The organism is Rhizobium sp. 42MFCr.1 (genome assembly GCF_000377185.1).
GTDB classification, from domain to species: Bacteria; Pseudomonadota; Alphaproteobacteria; order Rhizobiales; family Rhizobiaceae; genus Rhizobium; species Rhizobium altiplani.
Map to the genome: position 1 here is coordinate 117,134 of NZ_KB897829.1, position 20,766 is coordinate 137,899.

The window sequence follows — 20,766 nt, forward strand, 5'->3', positions numbered from 1 at the left end:
TTCGACCGGGCTTGGTCCGGTTCTCCGAGGAAACGGATGAAGACACTTTACGGCATCCAATATCTGCGCGCCTTCGCGGCACTTGCCGTCGTGGTCTTCCACGCGGCCGAAAGAACCGGTGAGCATTTCGCCATTGGTGCCGCCGGCGTCGATGTTTTCTTCGTCATCAGCGGTTTCATCATGTGGGTCATCAGCGACCGCCGCCCAATGACGCCACAGGGGTTCCTGCTTGATCGCATTCGCCGCATTGCGCCTTCCTACTGGCTGGTCACGAGCGTGATGATCGCCGGCGCCCTCGTCGGTCTGTTTCCAAACCTGAAGCTGACCGGCGCCCATATCTTGTCCTCGCTTTTCTTCATTCCTGCCCACTCGCCGAGCACTGGCGAGATCTGGCCGGTCCTCGTCCAAGGCTGGACGCTGAATTTCGAGATGTTCTTCTACATACTGTTTGCCGGCGCGCTCTTCCTGCCGCGTCGCTGGAGACTGGTCTATCTGACGGCCATTTTCGGGAGCTTCTTCCTGATCGGCCTGGTGTTCAAGCCTGCATCGCCCGTGCTGAACACCTATACCCGGTCGATCATCCTCGAATTCCTCGGGGGAGTGCTGCTCGCCGAATTGTGGATCCGGCGCTGGATTGCAGGCACCAGTCTCGGCCTTGCATTCGTTGGCGCATCACTCGTCGGCTTCGCCATGATCTTTCTGATCGAAGCCGATTTCAATGAAACGATCTGTGGGCCGCTGGCCATCGCTTTGGTCTACGGCATGGTGTCGCTCGAGGCGGACGGCAGCATTGGCCGCGTACCGCTTCTCACCTATCTCGGCGATGCATCCTATTCGATATACCTCTGGCACACGCTGGCAATCTCCGTGATCGTCAAGGCTGCCGGCGCGGCCGGGCTGTCGGCAACGCCGACGATCGCAATTGCCGTCATTGGCGGCACGATCCTCGGAACGGCAGCCTATGAGTTTGTCGAAAAGCCGCTCCGGAAGATCCTTTCGTCAGACCTGTTCAAACCGAGCGCGGTCGAGCGGCGCCCTTCATGAAGAAGTCTCAGTGGCAGCCTCCTCGGCGGGCGGGGCGGGCTCGGCCTGCGCAACAGGCTTTCGCCGGCGCCCGCGCAACACGACGTAAAAGACGGGTGTCAGGAACAGGCCGAAAATCGTTACGCCGAGCATCCCTGAGAAAACGGCCGTTCCGAGCGATTGGCGCATTTCGGCGCCGGGGCCGGTGGCGATCATTAGCGGCACGACACCGAAGATGAACGCGAAGGCCGTCATCAGAATCGGCCGCAGCCGCAGGTGACTGGCCTCGATGGCGGCCTCGGTTGCCGACTTGCCTTCGTCCTGTGCCTGTCTCGCGAATTCCACGATCAGGATGGCGTTCTTGGCCGCCAGCCCGATCAGAACGATCAAGCCGATCTGCGTCAGGATGTTGTTGTCCATTCCGCGCAGATGGACCCCAAGCAAGGCTCCCAGGATCGCAAGGGGGACGATGAGGATGATGGCTAGCGGCAGAACCCAGCTTTCATATTGCGCCGACAGGGCCAGGAACACGAAGACCACCGACAGGGCGAAGATGTAGATTGCGGTATTGCCGGTGTTCCTCTCCTGGAAGGCGATTTCCGTCCACTCGAAGGTCGTTCCTGCCGGCAGGATCTGCTTGGCGAGGCCTTCCATCTTGTCGAGTGCGGTGCCCGTCGAAACGCCAGGGGCGGCATTACCCTGCACGGGGACGGACACATACATATTGTAATGCTGGACGAGGGATGGGCCGCTGGTATCACGGATGTCGACCAGCGTGCCAAGCGGGACGAGTGCACCCGTCGCAGATCTTACCTTGAGGGCGAGGATGTCGTCACGCTCGACGCGATACTGCTGGTCGGCTTGCGCGCGCACTTGGTAGACACGCCCGAAGGCATTGAAATCGTTGACATAGGATGTGCCGAGATTGATCGACAGCGTGTCGAATATGTTGGTGATCGGTACGTTCAGCGTGCGCGCCTTGTCGCGGTCGATTTCGAGGAAATATTGTGGACTGTTGGCGGAAAACGTCGTGAAGACACCCGTCAGACCCTCGGTCTGGTTCGCCATGCCCATCAGCTGATAGGCGACGCCGAGGACGCGGCGCATATCGGAGCTCTCGCGATCCATCAGCTGGATCTTGAAGCCGCCGGCATTGCCGATGCCGGAGATCGGCGGCGGCGGAATGGCGATGATGAAGGCTTCCTGGATCGCCTGCAGGCTCCCATAGAGCTGGCCGATGATCTTCGTGGCCGTCTCGCCATGCTCCAAACGATTTTCGAAGGTGTCGAAGGCGGCAAAGACCACGCCGGCGTTAGAAGCGTTGGTAAACGTTGCGCCGCTGAAGCCCGAGAAGGCAACAGCATTCTTGACGCCAGGCGTGTTGCGGATGATCTCCGAAGCGCGCTCGACGACCGCGTCGGTGCGTGAAAGCGCTGCACCGTCAGGGAGTTGCACGACGACGATGGCGTACCCCTGGTCCATGACCGGGACGAAGCCGCCGGGAACGATCCTGCTCATATAGTATGTGGCGCCGAGCAGGCCGACAAAGATCAGCAGTGCGACGCAGAGAGCTGCGACTGTCTGCACCGTATGACGGACGATCCATGAATAGCCGGCACTGAGCCTGTCGAACCCATTGTTGAATCCATTCGCAAGCGCGCTTCCGAAACGCGCGATCGGATTGCGCCGCTTCTCGTGCTCCTCGTGTGGCTTGAGCACCAGTGCTGCGAGCGCTGGCGAGAGGGTCAGGGAATTCAATGCCGAGATCGCGGTTGCGACCGCGATCGTCACGGCGAACTGACGATAAAACTGGCCTGATATGCCGGGGATAAAGGCCGTTGGGACAAACACGGCGATCAGCACGAGAGAGATGGCGACGACTGCCGTTCCGACTTCGTTCATCGTCACATGCGCCGCCTCTCGCGGCGTCATTCCCTTTGCCAGGTTGCGCTCGACATTTTCGACCACGACGATGGCGTCGTCGACGACGATGCCGATCGCCAGTACGAGGCCAAACAGCGTCAACATGTTGAGCGAAAACCCGAAGGCAAGCAGAAACGCGAAGGTGCCGATCAGCGAGACCGGGATGGCAACGATGGGGATGATTGCCGTTCGCCACGACTGTAGGAAGATGAGAACCACGATGGCGACGAGGAGGGCGGCTTCAGCGATCGTCTTGTAGACCTCGTTGATCGACTCCGCGATGAATTCGGTCGGGTTGTAGACGATGTCGTAGCTAAGGCCCTGCGGGAAATCCTGGGCGACTGTGTCCATCGTCTTCTTGATTTCGGCCGCGGCTGCAAGCGCGTTGGTGCCGGGACGCGCGAAAATGCCGAGCGCGACCGCCGGCTTGCCGTTCAGATAGCTATTGGTGACATAGTCCTTGGCGCCGAGTTCGATGCGGGCGATATCCTGCAACTGGACGAGACGCCCCTCGGAGGTCGCTTTGACGATGACGTATCGGAACTGTCGGGCATCCGAAAAACGTCCTTGCGTCGTCACCGTATATTGGAAGGCGTTGGTGCCGGCGGCCGGCGGCCCGCCGATCGAGCCGCCGGAGACCTGCACGTTTTGTTCGCGCAGCGCGTCGACGACATCGCTGGCGGTCATGCCATAAGCCGACAGTTTCTGCGGGTCGAGCCAGATGCGCAGCGAATACTCGCGTTCACCGAACAGGATGACGTCGCCAACGCCGTCAAGACGAACCAGGGTGTCGCGGATACGGGTGCGTGCGTAGTTGGAGACATAAAGTTGGTCGTATCGGGAATTCGGCGACAGCAGATGCACCACCATCATCAGGTCGGGCGAGCTTTTTGCCGTCGTGATGCCAATGCGCCGCACTTCTTCGGGAAGGCGTGGCTCGGCGATGGCAACGCGGTTCTGGACAAGCACTTGTGCCTTGTCGAGGTCCGTACCGAGCTTGAAAGTCACGGTCAGCGCCATGGAGCCATCGGCCGTCGAATAGGAAGACATGTAGAGCATGTCCTCGACGCCGTTGACCTCTTGCTCGATCGGCGTCGCCACGGTGTTGGCGATCGTCTCGGCGTCAGCGCCGGGATAGGAGGTGCGGATGACGATGGTCGGCGGTGCAATCTCCGGGTATTGCGCCACGGGCAACTGGAAATAGGCAATGCCGCCGACAATCAGCAGCACAATAGAGAGCACCGACGCGAAGATCGGGCGGTCGACGAAGAAGTGTGCAAATCTCATCGGCTGAGCTCCAGGCCGGCGGCTTCTGGCGCAATCTCCTCGCGGCTTTGCGGTAGCTCGACGACCTGCGGCGTGACCTTGGAGCCGGGGCGGGCTCGCAGCAGGCCATTGATGACGATCGTCTCGTTGCCGTCCATGCCCTCGCGGATGACGCGATAGCCGTAGAGGCGCGGGCCCGGGCGGACGGGCTTTGCAGTGACCATCCCATCCTCTCCAACGACATAGACGACGCGCTGGTTCTGGTCGGACCCGATTGCTTCGTCGGGGACAAGGATCGCCTTGTAAACATTTGATGCCTCGACAGAAACGCGACCGAACAGCCCCGGCTGGAGCACGTAGTTCGGATTGTCGAAGCGCGCGCGTATGCGCTTCGTGCCGGTCTCGCTGTCGATCCTGTTTTCAGCGAAGTCCAGCTTGCCCTTGAATGGCTTCTCGGTCGAATCCGTGATCCTGACCTCGACCTCCACGCCGCCACCGCCTTGCTGCAGATCGACCCCGCGGTCGCGGGCAGTCTGCGCGAAGTTGAGAAGGCGGCGTTCATCGACGTCGAAATAGAAGTCGATGGGATCCACCGAGACAATGGTCGTCAGAATCGATTGGTCAGCCTGAACAAGGTTGCCGACGGAGATCAGCCGGCGGTCGATGCGGCCGCTGATCGGCGCTGTGATCTTAGTATATTCGAGGTCGAGTGCCGCGCGATCGGCCGTTGCTTGCGCTCCACGGACGTTTGCCTGTGCCGAAACCCATTCGCGCCGGCGGTCGTCAAGGATCGATATCGACTGGCTACCACTCGTCGCAAGGCTCTCGGCCCGCTTGAATTGCGCTTCGGCATAGACGAGCGTCGACTTGGCCACCTCCAGTGCCGCATTCGCCTCGTTCAGGGCAGTGACGAATGGCCTCTGGTCGATGACGAAGAGCAGGTCACCCTGCTTGACGAGCGCGCCGTCGGTGAAGTGAACCTCCTGAAGGTAGCCGCCAATGCGCGAGCGCACCGATACCTGATCGACCGGCTCGAAGCGTCCAATGAACTCATCGTTGTCGACGACATCGCGCACGACAGGTTTGGCGACAGAGACGGGAGGGGGAGAGCCTGGCTGCTGCGCCACCGCCGAAGCGAACGGCAGGAAAGTCAGGGTGCCAATAGTCAGCAGTCGTCGAAGGGAGGAAGGCATGGCGGTTTCCTTATCCGGACGGCCGCAAACGCTGCCGTCGCTTATGCTGATGTGATGCGATTCATGTCTTGATGTCTCTGAACAAAGGCTCTGCCCTCATTCACCTATGCCATTGTAAATTCACGATCACCGCGTTCGGCCGCGTTCCGGCCCTACCATCGAGAAAAATGGGTCGGCCGCCGGTAACCCTCTGGATTTCTACTTTAAACGGCTGCCGCTCGAAATTGCAAATGCCACACGGTTGCAATTTGCGAAAGCCCTCAGAAATCTCTGCGCGTATTCTCATGCGGCATTTTGGCCGCAGATGCGGAATCTGGAGAAGCGCCTATTGTGCTATGCACACGCTTAATATATCTGAGCGTATTATAAGTGTGCTTATTAATTATCGGCACTGGCTTCCATGAACAGCAATCCTACCCTCGGCTTCCTATTGCACGACGTCGCACGGCTGCTTCGCAAGCGGTTTGAGCAGCGTGCGCGCTGCCTTGGGCTGACGCGGTCGCAGTGGCAGACCCTGGCATATCTGCGCAGCAATGAGGGGATCCACCAGAGCGGACTTGCCGAGATCCTGGAAATCGAGCCGATCACGCTTGTCCGCATTCTCGACAAACTCGCCGATCGCGGTCTCATCGAGCGCCGGCAGCATCCGACCGATCGCCGTATCTGGCTTCTCTATGTGCGCGAGGAAGCCCATCCGCTTCTGGCCGAGATGCGCGAGCTTGGTGACCTGACACGCGGCGAGGCATTCGCCGGCATCCCTTCCGAGCAGCGCGATCAGCTGTTCGACATTCTAACCGAAATGAAGACGAACCTGGTGCAGGCCTGCCGATCCCCGGTAGCCGAGAATGAGACAAAACATGGCTGAGAAGTCCTCCCTGCGCGTCGTTACAGACGCAAATGCCAAGAACCCAGTTGAAGAAAAGGATGTTTCTCCTCGTGAGGAACCGGTAGCCGAGGCGCCTTCATCCAATTCAGCGCCCGCTACTGCTGTGGCTGCGCCTGGCGGCACTCAGGTCCGCCGCCGGCGCAGTCTCACGCGCCCCGTTCTGTTCACGCTGCTGCCCGTCGCGCTCGTCGTTGGCGGCTACTACTACGTCAATGGCGGACAGATCATGTCGACCGACAATGCCTATATCCAGGCTGACATGGTGGGGCTGACGACAGACGTTTCCGGTATCGTCGACCAGATTAACGTGCATGAGAACGAAGCCGTGAAGAAGGGCCAGGTGCTCTTCAGCCTGCGGCAGGATTCCTTCAAGATTGCTCTCGACGGTGCGGAGGCGCAGCTCGGCGCCGTCCGAAACCAGATCCTCAATCTGAAGGCTAGCTATCAGCAGTCGCTTGCCGAGATCACGCAGGCCGAAGCTGATATTCCGTACTATCAGACCGAATTCGACCGTCAGCAGAACTTGCTGAACAGCTCGGCCGCGACGCGCACTGCTTATGATCAGGCCAAGCACAATCTCGATGCGGGCCATCAGAAGGTCGCCGTCGCAAAGGCCGAAGCGGCAGCAACATTGGCCCAGCTCGGCGGCAATGCCGATCAGCCGGTTGAGCAGAACCCGCTCTATCTCGAAGCCAAGGCGAAGGTGGACGACGCGCAGCGCGAACTCGACCACAGCGTCGTCAAGGCGCCGTTCCATGGTATCGTGACGAACGTCAACTCGCTGCAGCCGGGCTCCTACCTGCAGGCGTCCACGCAGGCCTTCTCGCTGGTTTCGGACAATAACCTCTGGATTTCCGCGAGCCCGAAGGAAACGGAACTGACCTATGTGAAGCCGGGCCAGCCGGTGACGATCTATGTCGACACCTATCCGGGCGTGGAGTGGAAGGGCAAGGTCGAGAGCATCAGCCCGGCCTCCGGCTCCAGCTTCTCGCTGCTGCCGGCGCAGAACACGACGGGCAACTGGGTCAAGGTCGTGCAGCGCATTCCGATGCGCGTCAGCATCGATCACGCGGCAGGCAAGCCGCCGCTTCGTGTCGGCATGAGCACGGTCGTCGATGTCGATACGGGCCGCGCCCGTGGCCTTCCGGATTTCGTTTCCAAGCTTTTGGGCCGCTCTGGCGGCAAGGACCATGAGTAACGCTGCATCATCACCGGCCACCCTGGTTGCCAACAGGGGCGCGATCACGGCTTGCGTCATCCTGGCAGTGATCATGCAGGCGCTGGACACGACGATCGCCAACGTCGCGCTGCCCTATATCCAGGGCAGCGTCTCGGCGAGCGCCGACCAGATCAACTGGGTCCTGACCTCCTACATCGTGGCGGCCGCGATCATGACGCCGCCATCAGGCTTTCTGGCCGCCAAGTTCGGTCGCAAACGGGTGCTTTTGGCGGCAATCGCCGGCTTCGTCGCGGCTTCCGTTCTTTGCGGCCTTGCGCAATCGCTGAACCAGATTGTTGCCTTCCGCCTGTTGCAGGGCCTGTTCGGCGCGTCTCTGGTTCCCCTCTCTCAGGGCATCCTCCTCGACATTTACACTGCTGAGGAGCGAGGCTCGGCCATGGCCTTATTTGGCGTCTCGGTCATGGTCGGGCCGGTCCTGGGACCCGTCATCGGCGGCTGGCTGACCGATAATATCAGCTGGCGTTGGGTGTTCTACATCAACGTGCCGATCGGCGCGCTGGCGTTTGCCGGCATCGTGATCTACGTCACGGAGACGAAGCTCGATGCGCTGGCGAAGCTCGACTGGTTCGGGTTCGGGATGATGAGTCTCGGCATCGCGTCGCTGCAGCTCTTTCTCGATCGCGGCGAACAGCTGAACTGGTTCGCGTCCGGCGAGATCATGATCGAGGCGATCGTCTGTGCCGCTGCCTTCTATCTGTTGATCGTGCATACGCTGACGGCCGAAAAGTCGTTCGTGAATCCGAAGCTGTTCCTCGATCGGAACTTCTCGGTGAGCATGCTCTTCATCTTCGTGATCGGCATCACCTACCTCGCCTCGCTGGCGCTGATGACGCCCTATCTGCAGACGCTGATGGGATATCCCGTCATCACCGCGGGCATCGTCATGGGGCCGCGTGGGCTCGGCACGATGCTTTGCATGTTTATCGTCGGCAAGCTGATCGGGAAAGTTGACTCGCGGCTGCTCTTGGTGACCGGACTCGGGCTGACGGCCTGGGCGATGTATGACATGACCGGTTGGACGCCCGATGTCTCGCAGTGGACGATCGTGTCCGTCGGCTTCATTCAGGGCGCCGGGCTCGGCTTCCTGTTCGTGCCGCTGACGACGATCGCCTTTTCGACGCTGCCCGCTCACATGCGCGGCGACGGCACCGGCCTCTACAACCTGTCGCGCAACATCGGCTCGAGCGTCGGCATTTCGATCGTTTCGGCGCTTCTCGTCGAGAACGCCCAGGTGAACCACGAGAGCATCGCTGCCTATGTGACGCCGTTCAACCGGGCCTTCGAGGCGACGGCGGCACAGGGGCTGAATCCGCTGACTGCGGCCGGTCGTGCGGCTCTCAACGAAGTGATCACCCTGCAGTCGACGATCATCGCCTATATAGACGACTTCAAGCTGCTGATGCTCATGTCGCTGGCGGTCATTCCGCTCGCGCTGCTGCTGCGCAAGCCGAAAGTGGCACCTGCCATGGATCACAGCGCCGTCATGGAATGAGCCTCAGCGGAACGGTTTGCTGAGATAGCGAGATCCTGAGATGCCGAAGCGCCATGGCGCTTCGGCATTTTTCGTTATGCCGATCCGCTGGCCGGCGACAATTTCGACGGGAGCCGAAGGAGCGATCGAGAAGGGCGACCGGTCGAGCAACCTGTCGTTCAGGGAGAGATCGACGCCGAGCGCTTGGCAGAGCTTGCCGGGGCCGCTGCAGAGCTGCGTCAGCGCATGGTTGCTGCGGCGTTCGATCATCGTCGCGATGCCGGCTTCCGGCTCGATTGCGCGGATCAGCACGGCCGCGCCGGGGGTGCACACGAAATTCAGGCACCAGTGTATCCCGTAGATGCGATAAATGTAGACATTGCCAGGTCGACCGAACATGGCGCGGTTGCGCGGCGTGGGACCGCGGAAGGCGTGCGAGGCTTCGTCGTCAGGGAAGTAGGCTTCAGTCTCGGTTATGCGGCCGCCGACATCGCCGACGCGCAGATGGGAGCCCAGCAGATCCTGGGCGACGGCAATCGCATCGCGCTCGAAAAAGCGCGTGAGATCAGGGCCGGCGAGGGGAGTGGCGCCGATCGCACCGACGCCATGTGTCATCTGTTTCAGGCTTCCGGTCCATGAGGCACTAATGACCGACCTTTGGGTCATGAGCAGAAATGGAGGATCCGGTCACCGAGACGGGATCGCTTGCCGGAAAAGTATCCTCGAGGCCTTCTTCCAGTTCTTCTTCGAGAAGCGCGGCATCCTTGCCGCGTGTGCCATCGGCTTGCGAACTCTGCAGTGTTGTTGCGAGCAACGCCCTCGCGCGGGTAATCGCATTATCGCTCGTTAGCCCGGGAGAGGCGGCGGCATAGAGCGTGACCGATATGATGTTGCCGGACTGATCCGTGAAGATGACGACAAAACAGCCGTCCTTCGGATGCACGGTGACGTCTGTGATGGTCATGAAAATTCTCCAGCTCTGACAGTCACTGTAAGTGAAACGCTTTTCGCTAGGATTGTCGAGCAAAGACCTTCACCAGCCAGTCGATGAAAACGCGAACGCGGGGCGAGAGCTGCCGGTTGGGCGGATAGAGCAGGGAGACCGGTGTTTCGGTCAGCGGGAAATCCGGCAGGACGTGAATGAGCGTGCCGGCCGCGAGATCCGCTTCGGCGTGATAACGTGGCACCTGTATCAAGCCGAGGCCGAGCCTGGCAGCCGACATGAAGCTCTCGGCGGCGTTCACCGTCACCGTCGCGGGCAGGTTGACATTACGGATGCTGCCGCCGACGATGAATTCCAGTGGTAGCACGCCGCCCGTCGCCGTCGAGCGGAAACCGACCATGCGGTGGCCATCGAGCCTGTCCGGATGTTCGGGGAGGCCGTGTTTCTCGACATAGGCGGGAGCTGCAAGGGTAACTTCCTCCAACATTGCGACGCGTCTTGCTACCATGTCGCTGTCCTGGGGCGTGCCGACGCGTAACACGCAATCGATGCCCTCGCGAACGAGGTCGACCAGCCGGTCGCCTTCGCTCATGTAGAACTCGATATCAGGATAAGTTTCGAGGAAATGCGGAAGGCTCGGCAGCACAAAATGCCGGGCAAGCGTGCCATGCACGTCCACACGCAGCATGCCTTTCGGCATGGCGTCGGCAAAGGCGCCTTCCGCGTCTTCGATGTCGGCGAGGATCGAAAGGCAGCGTTGGTAATAGGCTTCGCCGTCCAGTGTCGGGCTGACATGGCGCGTGGTCCGCTGCAGCAGCCGCACGCCGAGGCGTGCTTCGAGTTGTTTGACGGCATCCGTCACCGTGGAGCGCGGCAGGCCGATGTCCTCTGCGGCAAGTGTGAAGCTCCGGCGCTCCACGATGCGGGAGAAGACCCGCATGGCATCGAATCTGTCCATCTTATTTGTTCGCATTATTCGGATAGTGATGCCAGATAGTGATTGATTATCCGCAAACTGAAAAGTGGCATCTTCTCCCCATCAGAAACGTGCTGAGCAAAACGAAAGAAGAAGAGAGGCAATGGGCAATGAGAACAAGGTTGCGCTGGTTACTGGTGCATCGAGAGGCATCGGCGCCGCAATCGCGGAGCGTCTGGCCAGAGACGGTTTCACCGTCGTCGTCAACTACTCAGGAAACGTCGCACTCGCCGAGGAGCTTGTGCAGAAGATCGAGCGCGACGGCGGCAAGGCTCTGACGGCGCAGGCCGACGTCAGCAATGCCGAGGCTGTCAGCCGGATGTTCGATGCGGCAGAAGCAGCCTTCGGCGGCATCGATGTGCTCGTCAACAATGCCGGTATCATGCAGCTTTCGTCGATTGCCGATGCTGACGATGCCCATTTCGATCGCCATGTCACCGTGAACCTCAAGGGCACGTTCAATACATTGCGCGAGGCCGCAAAGCGCCTCCGCAACGGCGGTCGCATCATCAATCTGTCAACGAGTATCGTTGGCCTGAAGCTGGAAACTTACGGCGTCTACGCCGCGACCAAGGCCGCCGTCGAAGCCCTGACGGCGATCATGTCGAAGGAAATGCGCGGCCGTAACATCACCGTCAACGCCGTGGCTCCCGGGCCGACAGCAACCGACCTTTTCCTTGATGGGAAATCGGAGGAACTGATCGCCCGCATGGCCAAGATGAACCCGCTGGAGCGCCTGGGCACGCCCGAAGATATCGCCGCCTCCGTCTCGTTCCTTGCAGGTCCCGACGGCGCCTGGATCAACGGCCAGGTGTTGCGTGCCAACGGTGGCATCATCTGATCTCCGGCTCCCGCGGCGGGTTTGGCCCGCCGCCGCCGATGCCGATGCGGGCACGGTTGCGATGGCAACGCCGAGGCTATCCTCATGCCGTTCGGCACGCGTCGGTTCCGTACGCATATCGATCCGTCAGAGGACGGTGCCGAGATCGTCGTTGGCGTCGCTGATCGGGTCCGCGCCGAAATGTTCCGGCGGATCGGCTTGGAGGATCTTCTCAAACCGGCCGTTCACTAAACCGTGATACCGGCCATTGTTCCGGTTTTGCGAACCTGCTGTGCATAAATCAGTACTTAACAAACGGCAAAAAGCAGGCTTATATTATTTGCGTAAAGGCGACTGGGAAGACCTCCAACTCGGGCGCCACCTCAGATACCGGCCGAGCCATTTCCCTGGTGACGCGGCAGGGTCTGAAAGGAATTCGATGATCGACAGTTGCGGCCCGTCGAAGGGACTCCTTCCGGGCCGCAATTGCGTCAGGCATCATTCAGCTTGGCATCCGAGAGCAATTTCACCAGCCAGTCGACGAAGACACGGACCTTGTTGCTGAGGTGGCGGTTCGGCGGATAGACGATAAAGAGCGGCAGCGGTTCGCGGCTCCATTCCGGCAAGATCTCCACCAGGTCGCCCTTGGCCAGCGCATCGCGGATCATGAAGCGCGGCAGTTGGGCAATACCGAGCCCGTTCAGCGCCGCATTGACGAAGGTTCGGCTGTCATTGACCGACAGCAGGTAGCGCGGATTGATCTCCAGTTCCTCATTGTCCTTGCGGAATTCGAAGGGAAGTGTCCGGTTCGTCTGAGCGCGGAAGTAACTCACTGAATAATGGTCGTTTTCCAGCTCCTCGGGGCGAGTCGGAATGCCGAATTTCTCGATGTAGAGCGGTGCCGCGCAGGTGAGCATTTCGACCTCCGAGACACGTCTTGCGATCAGCGACTGGTCGGCCGGCGTGCCGGCGCGAAGCGCGCAGTCGACGTTCTCCGCGAGGTAGTCGACGGTGCGGTCGCCCACACCCAGGTCTACCCTGATGTCTGGATACTTCTGGTAAAAATCGCAAAGCGCCGGGACGACAATCCAGTCGGCGAAAGCGCCGGCCATTTCGACGCGCAAGCGGCCGGTCGGCAGGCCTTGCGAGTTCGAAAGGCTGCCGTCGAGTTCCTCGAGCTCGGAGACGATCTGCGCCGCCCGCTCGTAGTAGAGCGCGCCGTCGGTCGTCACCATGACGCGTCGTGTGGTGCGATTGAGAAGTTTGGTATGCAGATGTGCTTCAAGCCCCTGAATGAGATTGGTCACCGTCGCCTTGGGCATGGCGAGCGTGTCGGCGGCCCGTGTGAAATTGCCCGTCTCTACGACGCGGATGAAGGCGCGCATTGCCGAGAGCTGGTCCATCGGAAAATCACCTAAGCAGATTGCACTGCGGTATTGTTCGAAATTCGGAACAGTGTAATCGCTCTATGGCTTCTTATTCCGACAATGGAATAACAATATCTTTTCTTCACAAATTGCAAGCCATCTCGGCTCGCAATACGTTATGTGGGTCGAACGCGAGCCGGAGCCATGGTGGTGCATGTGAAAGACATAGTGTTGGAGAAGGTGGCCACCGGGCCCGTTTCCGCGCGCGTCTATCAGGGTGCCGAGTTCGGCAAGGGTTCACCCATCGTACTGTTTTTCCACGGCGGCGCATTTCTGCAGTCGGGCGTCAAGGACAGCGTGGTTGCCGAAAGCCTGGCGAAGGCTGGCGCGATCGTCGCTGTACCTGACTATAATGCGCCGCTTGGCAACGTCTTTCCTAAGCCGCTCGAAGTGGGTTACTCGATCTTTTCCTATCTCGCCAACAAGCGCGCGTCCGGTATTGGCGACCGCAATTCGCTGCTGATCGTGGCTGGCGAAGAGGCGGGCGGCAATATTGCTGCCGGCGTCGCCTTCAAGGCGCGCGACCATTTTGCGGATGCGCTCAATGGCCAGGTTCTGATTTCGCCGCTGCTTGATCCTTTCATGGGCACGTCGTCGATCCGCAAGGCGGATGGCATAGGCATGCGTCAGCGCTGGGCCGAGGGCTGGAGCCAATATCTCAGCGGCGGCGGCTGTCATCCCTATGCCGCGCCGTGTCTGTGTTCCCGCATTTCGGGGGTCGCGCCGGCACTCGTTCTGACGGCGGAGGATGATCCGCTTCGCGACGAGACGCTCGGTTACGCCGATCGCCTCAAACAGGCTGGTGTGCCAGTTCGCCGGAATGTCCTTCCCGCCGGGGCAGGCTGGCCGATGCTTTATGGCGGGAAATGCGAACAGGCACCGAATTGGCAACAGACGATCACGGACCAATTCGAAAGCTTCGTTCGGGATATTAGCAGCCAACCTATTGCATTGAAGACGAACTGATTGAATTCGGCCACTGAGAGAGGGCCGTAAGGAGAGTACCAATGACGTCCAGTAAGAAGCGCTGGGCCCTTGTGGGCGCCGGCTTGGGACTTGTTGCGTCCGTTTCGGCCGCAGCCATGTTTTTCGAACTGCCGATGAGCACGACTGCCACGGCGGCTTCCGCACCTGCGCAGGCTCCCGCTGTGCCGGTGACGGTGGCCGTCGTCGCCGGCCGTGACGTCACGACATGGCAGGAGTTCTCGGGACGGCTTGAAGCCGTCGACCGCGTGCAGGTCCGTTCACGTGTGGCCGGCGCTGTCCAGTCCGTGCACTTCCGCGAAGGCGCGCTGGTAAAGGCCGGCGATCTGCTCTTCACCATCGATCCGGAGCCCTACCAGGCGGCGGTTTCGCAGGCTGAAGGACAGACTGCCTCGGCCGAGGCCAAGGTCAATCTTGCTCAGATCGAGCTGGAGCGTGGCCGCAGGCTTTCCGACAACAAGACGATTTCGCAGAGCGATTTCGACCAACGGCAGAATGCCTTCACCGAGGCTCAGGCCGGTCTTCGCACCGCTCAGGCTGCACTTCGCTCGGCCCAGCTTGAGCTCGGCTACACCGAGGTCCGCGCGCCGGTCGCCGGCCGCGTCGGCAAGATCGAGATTACCGTCGGTAATCTTGTTGCCGAAGGCAGTTCATCTCCCGCCCTGACGACGCTGGTGTCGGTCGATCCGATCTATGCCAGCTTCAACGCCAGCGAGGAGATGGTCACCAAGGCGCTTTCCGAGTTGCCGGCTGGCGATGGCGCCGTTCCCGCTGTCGAGCAGATCCCGGTCGAGGTTGGTACGCTCGCCGATCAGGGCACGCCGATCAAGGGCAAGCTGCAGCTGATCGACAACCAGGTTGACGCGGCCAGCGGTACGATCGGCGTTCGCGCCGTCTTCGACAATCCCGGCGGCAAGCTGATCCCAGGCCAGTTCGTTCGCGTCCGTATGGGCGAGCCGAAGGCCGAAAACAAAATCCTGGTCAGCGACCGTGCAATCGGCACCGACCAGGACAAGAAGTTCGTGTTCGTCGTCGATGCCGAAAACAAGGTCAGCTACCGGCCGGTGCAGCTTGGTCCGATAGCGGATGGCCAGCGCATCGTCGAAAGCGGTCTTGTTGTCGGCGACAAGATCGTCGTCAACGGCCTGCAGCGTATTCGTCCCGGCGCAGTGGTTGCGCCGCAGGCGGAAGAAAAAGTCGCGACGGCTCAGTAAGCCGAAGCATGCGGAGCGTCTCGGCGCTGCGCGGAAATTCCGAAACGACCTGATCCACCGGCGGCCTCCCAACCGCCGGAGCGGGTCGTTGCATCCCGATTTCATCCCGGAGAGGGCTTTGAAATGAATTTCTCCAGATTTTTTGTCGACCGTCCGGTGTTTGCCGGAGTCCTGTCGGTCCTCATCGTCGTCGCCGGTCTGCTTGGACTGCGCGCACTGCCGATTTCCGAATATCCCGAAGTCGTGCCGCCATCGATCGTCGTGCGCGCCACCTATCCGGGCGCCAACCCCGAGGTCATCGCGCAGACGGTTGCGACCCCGCTCGAAGAGCAGATCAACGGCGTCGAGGGCATGCTCTACATGTCGAGCCAGGCGACCTCGGACGGCGTCATGACGCTGACGGTCACCTTCAAACTCGGCACCGACCCCGACAAGGCACAGCAGCTCGTCCAGAACCGCGTGTCGCAGGCCGAACCGCGTCTGCCGGAGGAAGTGAAGACCATCGGCATCACGACGGTCAAGAGCTCTCCCGATCTGATGATGGTCGTCAACCTGATCTCGCCCGACAACCGCTACGACATCACCTATCTGCGCAACTACGGCGTCCTCAACATCAAGGACCGGCTGGCGCGCATCGACGGTGTCGGCCAGGTACAGGTGTTTGGTTCCGGCGACTACTCGATGCGCGTCTGGATCGACCCGCAGAAGGCCGCCGAGCACGGCCTTGCCGCCAGCGATGTCACCAACGCGATCCGTGGCCAGAACGTCCAGGCCGCAGCCGGCACAATCGGCGCCTCGCCGAGCCTGTCGGGTGTCGACCTGCAGCTGAACGTCAATGCGCAGGGCCGTCTCCAGACGCCTGAGCAGTTCGGCAACATCATCGTCAAGACCGGCACGAACGGCGAGATCACCCGCCTGCGCGACGTCGCCCGCATCGAGCTCGGTGCGGCCGACTACTCGCTGCGCTCGATCCTCGACGGCAAGCCGGCGGTCGCCATCCCGGTCTTCCAGTCCCCGGGGTCCAATGCCATCACCATCTCGGACGAAGTCCAGAAGACGATGGAAGAGCTGAAGACCGCGATGCCTGACGGTGTCAGCTACGAGATCGTCTATGACACGACGAAGTTCGTCCGTTCGTCGATCGAGAAGGTCGTCGACACGCTGCTCGAAGCGATCGCGCTCGTCGTCATCGTCGTCATTCTGTTCCTGCAGACATGGCGCGCGTCGATCATCCCGCTGATTGCCGTTCCGGTCTCGATCATCGGCACCTTCGCGGTGATGTATGTCTTCGGCTTCTCGATCAACGCGCTCAGCCTGTTCGGCCTCGTGCTGGCGATCGGTATCGTGGTGGACGACGCGATCGTCGTTGTCGAAAACGTCGAGAGAAACATCGAAAATGGTCTCAGCCCGCGGGCTGCCACCTACAAGGCGATGAAGGAAGTCTCGGGCCCGATCATCGCGATCGCGCTGGTGCTCGTCGCGGTGTTCGTGCCGCTCGCCTTCATCACCGGTCTGTCCGGACAGTTCTATCGCCAGTTCGCGCTGACGATCGCGATCTCGACTGTCATTTCGGCCTTCAACTCGCTGACGTTGTCTCCGGCTCTGGCCTCGCTCTTGCTGCAGGATCACCATGCCAAGCGTGACTGGCTGACGCGCGCCATGGACGCGGCCTTTGGCTGGTTCTTCCGTGGCTTCAACAGGGCGTTCGGTGCTGCCTCCAAGGGCTACGGCAAGGGTGTCGGCGGCCTCGTGTCGCGCAAGAGCATCGTCATGCTGGTGTATCTGGTGCTGGCCGGCGCCACCTACGGCCTCTTCAATGCGGTGCCGGGCGGCTTCGTGCCGGCGCAGGACAAGCAGTATCTGATCGGCTTTGCCCAGCTGCCGGATGCCGCGAGCCTCGACCGCACCGAAGACGTCATCAAGCGGATGAGCGACATCGCCATGGCCGAGCCCGGCGTTGCCCATGCGATCGCCTTCCCGGGCCTGTCGATCAACGGCTTCACCAATTCCTCGAACGCCGGCATCGTCTTCGTGACGTTGAAGGATTTCGAGGAACGCAAGTCGCCGGCGCTTTCGGGCGGCGCGATCGCCATGTCCCTGAACCAGAAGTTCGGGGCGATCCAGGATGCCTTCATCGCGATGTTCCCGCCGCCGCCGGTCAATGGTCTCGGCACGACGGGCGGCTTCAAGATGCAACTCGAAGACCGCGCCGGTCTCGGCTATCAGGTGCTCGACGAAGCCAACAAGGCGATAATCGCCAAGGCCTACCAGACGCCTGAGCTGACGGGCATCTTCTCTGCCTATCAGATCAATGTTCCGCAGCTCTATGCCGATCTCGACCGTGAGAAGGCGGAACAGCTTGGCGTCCCGGTAACCGACGTGTTCGAGACGCTGCAGATCTATCTCGGTTCGCTCTATGTCAACGACTTCAACGCCTTCGGCCGTACCTACAGCGTGCGCGTCCAGGCCGATGCCAAGTTCCGGGCGCAGCCCGAGGATATTGGCAAGCTGAAGGTTCGTTCGGCATCGGGCCAGATGATCCCGCTGTCTGCGCTCCTGAAGGTGAACGCGACAACCGGGCCGGAGCGGACCAACCGTTATAACGGTTTCCTCTCCGCCGATATCAACGGCGGTCCTGCTCCGGGCTTCTCCTCCGGCCAGGCTCAGGCAGCGATCGAAAAGATCGCCGACGAGACCTTGCCGAAGGGCATCAGCTTCGAATGGACGGATCTGACCTATCAGCAGATCCTGGCGGGCAACTCCGGCGTGATCGTCTTCCCACTGGCGCTGCTGCTGGTGTTCCTGGTGCTCGCTGCCCAGTATGAGAGCCTGGCGCTGCCGATCGCGATCATCATGATCGTGCCGATGGGCGTGCTGGCGGCGCTGACGGGCGTCTGGCTGACCGGTGGAGACAACAACATCTTCACGCAGATCGGTCTGGTCGTCCTTGTCGGCCTCTCGGCGAAGAACGCGATCCTGATCGTGGAATTCGCCCGCGAGCTGGAATTCGAAGGGCGGACTCCGGTCCAGGCTGCCATCGAGGCAAGCCGCCTGCGTCTGCGCCCGATCCTGATGACCTCGATGGCCTTCATCATGGGTGTCGTGCCGCTCGTCGTCTCGACCGGTGCCGGTGCCGAGATGCGCGCCGCCATGGGTGTGGCGGTGTTCTCAGGCATGATCGGCGTCACCTTCTTCGGCATCTTCATGACGCCCGTCTTCTACGTGCTGGTCCGCAAGCTCTCGGGCAATCGCCCGCTGATCCAACACAAGGAGCACGAGCACGACGCGGAGGAAGCCGAAATCATCCGGCTCGCTGCCGAATAACCCCCACTCAGCGGCGAGACGTGGAAAGGCGGAGCACTGCTCCGCCTTTCCTGTTTTCATGAGCCGGCCAGACGGTTATGTCTCGAAGGGCATGCACGGGCGAGGGGAGTCGCACGCTGCAAGGTTTGATGGAGGCAGCCAATGCATATCGCGATTATCGGCGCAGCGGGAATGATCGGGCGCAAGTTGACCGCGCGGCTCGTTGCGGACGGGCGGCTGGCGGGTCAGGCCATCAATCGCCTATCGCTTGTCGACGTCATCACGCCGGCTGCCCCTGAAGGCTTTACAGGGCGTGTGGAGACGAGCGCGGTCGACGTTTCCGCTCCAGGGCAGGCCGCACGGATTGTCGCCTCGCGCCCGGATGTAGTGTTTCATCTGGCCGCGATCGTATCCGGCGAGGCTGAGCTGGATTTCGAAAAAGGCTACGGCATCAATCTCGAAGGCACGCGCGCGCTTCTTGAGGCGATCCGCGCCGCTCATCTGCAAGACGGGTACCGGCCTTGTGTCGTCTTCACCTCGTCCATTGCGGTCTTTGGAGCGCCTTTCCCCCAGGTCATTCCTGATGATTTCAATCTCACGCCCCTGACAAGCTACGGCACGCAAAAGGCGATGGGTGAATTGCTGTTGGCGGATTACACGCGCCGCGGCTTCATCGACGGCATCGGAATCCGGTTGCCGACGATCTGCATCCGTCCCGGCAAGCCGAACAAGGCTGCTTCCGGCTTCTTCTCCGGCATCGTTCGTGAGCCGTTGGCCGGGCAGGAGGCGACCCTGCCGGTCCCGGAAACTGTTCGCCATTGGCACGCGTCGCCGCGTTCGGCCGTCGGGTTTCTGGTCCATGCCGCCAGCATCGACCTGCAGCCGCTCGGCGCGCGCCGCAGCCTGACGATGCCCGGTGTCAGCGCCACCGTCGGAGAGCAGATCGAGGCGTTGCGCAAGATCGCAGGGGACAAGGTCGTCAGCCTGATCCGACGCGAACCCGACGAGCTGGTCATGAAGATCGTATCGGGTTGGCCACAGGCATTCGAGGCCGAGCGCGCGAAGGAGCTGGGTTTTGTCGCCGATGCTTCGTTCGAGGACATTATTCGAGTGCACATCGAGGATGAATTGGGAGGACAGCTATGACTATCGGCAAATCACGCAGCATTGCGTTTCTGGGAACTGGGCTGATGGGCGCGCCGATGGCTCGCAGGCTGTTGCAGTCCGGCTTTGCCGTCACGGTCTGGAACCGCAATCGCGAGAAGGCGGAAGGCCTCGTTCCGGATGGCGCGGTCCTGGCGGATACGCCCGCTGCCGCCGTCAAAGGGGCATCGGTCGTGTTCACCATGCTGACCGACGGAAAGGCAGTGGAGGACGTGCTCTTCACGCAAGGTGCTTCGGAGGCGCTTGATGTCGGCGCGGTGGTCATCGATTCCAGTTCCATTACCCCTGACGCGGCCCGGCAGCATGCGTCAAAGCTCGCCGGGCGTGGCATCCGCCATCTCGATGCGCCGGTCTCCGGCGGTGTGGTGGGGGCGGCTGCCGGTACACTTGCGATCATGGCAGGCGGCGATGGCGCTTTGGTCGAAGAACTGGCCGACGTCTTTGCACCACTTGGCCGCGTGACGCATGTTGGACCAAGCGGTTGCGGTCAGCTCGCGAAGCTCGGGAACCAGCAGATCGTCGCCATCACGATCGGCGCCGTTGCCGAAGCGATGCTGCTCTTCGAGGCAGGGGGCGGTTCACGCGAGGCGTTCCGCCGGGCGATCCGGGGAGGCTTCGCCGAAAGCCGCATTCTCGACGTTCACGGCCAGCGGATGGTCAATCGCGATTTTGGGACCGCCGGCCCTTCGAAATTGCAGCTCAAGGACCTAAACAATATCGTCGCAACGGCGGAAGGTCTCGCTTTGACGCTGCCTCTGACGGAGACGGTCCGTGCCGAGTTCGCCGAGTTTGTCGAACATGGTGGCGGTGAGACCGATCACAGTGGCCTGCTGCTGCAGCTCGAAGAAAAGAACCGCCGTTCGTCGAAAGGCTGAATTGCCTAGACACTCGAGTCTCTGAGAAGATCGATGATGCATTCGGCTTGCAATTGTT

16 protein-coding genes and 1 pseudogene are annotated in these 20,766 nt (G+C 61.2%); 11 read left to right on the top strand and 6 right to left on the bottom strand.

The features are described from left to right. Positions 1-36 precede the first annotated feature (36 nt). Complete coding sequence (locus tag C934_RS0114265) at positions 37-1,044, top strand: acyltransferase family protein (protein WP_018857340.1); 1,008 nt, start codon at positions 37-39, stop codon at positions 1,042-1,044. Here the strand turns inward: C934_RS0114265 and C934_RS0114270 are convergent. After that, entirely contained in the window at positions 1,039-4,233 is a 3,195-nt protein-coding gene (locus tag C934_RS0114270; RefSeq protein WP_018857341.1) for an efflux RND transporter permease subunit, read from the bottom strand. The genes C934_RS0114265 and C934_RS0114270 overlap by 6 nt on opposite strands. Further along, the gene (locus C934_RS0114275; protein WP_018857342.1) at positions 4,230-5,405 is read right to left on the bottom strand and encodes an efflux RND transporter periplasmic adaptor subunit; all 1,176 of its coding nucleotides are present in this window, start codon (positions 5,403-5,405) and stop codon (positions 4,230-4,232) included. The genes C934_RS0114270 and C934_RS0114275 overlap by 4 nt, the downstream gene beginning before the upstream one ends. A gap of 400 nt (positions 5,406-5,805) precedes the next feature. Between C934_RS0114275 and C934_RS0114280 the strand changes: the two genes are divergently transcribed. Genes C934_RS0114280 through C934_RS0114290 form a run of 3 tightly spaced genes read left to right on the top strand, consistent with a single transcriptional unit; the run spans position 5,806 to position 9,023 of the window. Further along, on the top strand, positions 5,806-6,270 hold the full coding sequence (locus C934_RS0114280; protein ID WP_018857343.1) for a MarR family winged helix-turn-helix transcriptional regulator: 465 nt from the start codon (positions 5,806-5,808) through the stop codon (positions 6,268-6,270). After that, positions 6,263-7,489, top strand: coding sequence for an HlyD family secretion protein (locus C934_RS0114285; RefSeq protein ID WP_018857344.1), 1,227 nt, complete (start codon positions 6,263-6,265; stop codon positions 7,487-7,489). Before C934_RS0114280 ends, C934_RS0114285 begins: the two co-directional genes overlap by 8 nt. After that, the gene (locus tag C934_RS0114290) at positions 7,482-9,023 is read left to right on the top strand and encodes a DHA2 family efflux MFS transporter permease subunit (RefSeq protein WP_018857345.1); all 1,542 of its coding nucleotides are present in this window, start codon (positions 7,482-7,484) and stop codon (positions 9,021-9,023) included. Before C934_RS0114285 ends, C934_RS0114290 begins: the two co-directional genes overlap by 8 nt. Positions 9,024-9,026: 3 nt before the next feature. Here C934_RS0114290 and C934_RS0114295 read toward each other — a convergent pair whose 3' ends face one another. The 3 genes from C934_RS0114295 to C934_RS0114305 are packed head-to-tail and all read right to left on the bottom strand — an operon-like array spanning position 9,027 to position 10,903. Further along, positions 9,027-9,617, bottom strand: a complete 591-nt coding sequence (locus C934_RS0114295) for a DNA-3-methyladenine glycosylase (RefSeq protein ID WP_018857346.1) — start codon at positions 9,615-9,617, stop codon at positions 9,027-9,029. A gap of 28 nt (positions 9,618-9,645) precedes the next feature. Next, a complete protein-coding gene (locus tag C934_RS0114300; RefSeq protein ID WP_018857347.1) occupies positions 9,646-9,966 on the bottom strand; it encodes a hypothetical protein in 321 nt (106 codons plus the stop codon). A gap of 46 nt (positions 9,967-10,012) precedes the next feature. After that, positions 10,013-10,903: a LysR family transcriptional regulator gene (locus C934_RS0114305; protein WP_018857348.1), complete on the bottom strand. Its 891-nt coding sequence runs from the start codon at positions 10,901-10,903 to the stop codon at positions 10,013-10,015. 121 nt (positions 10,904-11,024) lie between these two features. Between C934_RS0114305 and C934_RS0114310 the strand changes: the two genes are divergently transcribed. Both C934_RS0114310 and C934_RS33665 read left to right on the top strand, forming a co-directional pair. Next, the gene (locus C934_RS0114310; RefSeq protein WP_018857349.1) at positions 11,025-11,762 is read left to right on the top strand and encodes an SDR family oxidoreductase; all 738 of its coding nucleotides are present in this window, start codon (positions 11,025-11,027) and stop codon (positions 11,760-11,762) included. Between the two features lie 34 nt (positions 11,763-11,796). Then, a pseudogene (locus tag C934_RS33665) lies at positions 11,797-11,993 on the top strand (oxidoreductase); the annotation flags it as partial. Positions 11,994-12,232: 239 nt separating this feature from the next. Here the strand turns inward: C934_RS33665 and C934_RS0114320 are convergent. Continuing rightward, positions 12,233-13,144 (bottom strand): LysR family transcriptional regulator, encoded by a 912-nt coding sequence (locus tag C934_RS0114320; protein WP_018857351.1) that lies wholly within the window; start codon positions 13,142-13,144, stop codon positions 12,233-12,235. Between the two features lie 168 nt (positions 13,145-13,312). Here C934_RS0114320 and C934_RS0114325 point away from each other — a divergent pair, with 168 nt between their 5' ends. The 5 genes from C934_RS0114325 to C934_RS0114345 all read left to right on the top strand — a co-directional run bounded on the left by C934_RS0114325 (position 13,313) and on the right by C934_RS0114345 (position 20,708). Further along, the gene (locus C934_RS0114325) at positions 13,313-14,134 is read left to right on the top strand and encodes an alpha/beta hydrolase fold domain-containing protein (RefSeq protein WP_018857352.1); all 822 of its coding nucleotides are present in this window, start codon (positions 13,313-13,315) and stop codon (positions 14,132-14,134) included. Positions 14,135-14,175: 41 nt separating this feature from the next. Further along, positions 14,176-15,366 carry an efflux RND transporter periplasmic adaptor subunit gene (locus tag C934_RS0114330; protein ID WP_018857353.1) on the top strand — a complete coding sequence of 397 codons (1,191 nt, stop codon included), beginning with the start codon at positions 14,176-14,178 and terminating at the stop codon, positions 15,364-15,366. A gap of 123 nt (positions 15,367-15,489) precedes the next feature. Then, positions 15,490-18,690 (top strand): efflux RND transporter permease subunit, encoded by a 3,201-nt coding sequence (locus tag C934_RS0114335; RefSeq protein WP_018857354.1) that lies wholly within the window; start codon positions 15,490-15,492, stop codon positions 18,688-18,690. 141 nt (positions 18,691-18,831) lie between these two features. Further along, positions 18,832-19,815 (top strand): D-erythronate dehydrogenase, encoded by a 984-nt coding sequence (denD, locus tag C934_RS0114340; protein ID WP_018857355.1) that lies wholly within the window; start codon positions 18,832-18,834, stop codon positions 19,813-19,815. After that, on the top strand, positions 19,812-20,708 hold the full coding sequence (locus C934_RS0114345; protein WP_018857356.1) for an NAD(P)-dependent oxidoreductase: 897 nt from the start codon (positions 19,812-19,814) through the stop codon (positions 20,706-20,708). Before denD ends, C934_RS0114345 begins: the two co-directional genes overlap by 4 nt. Positions 20,709-20,766: the final 58 nt, after the last annotated feature.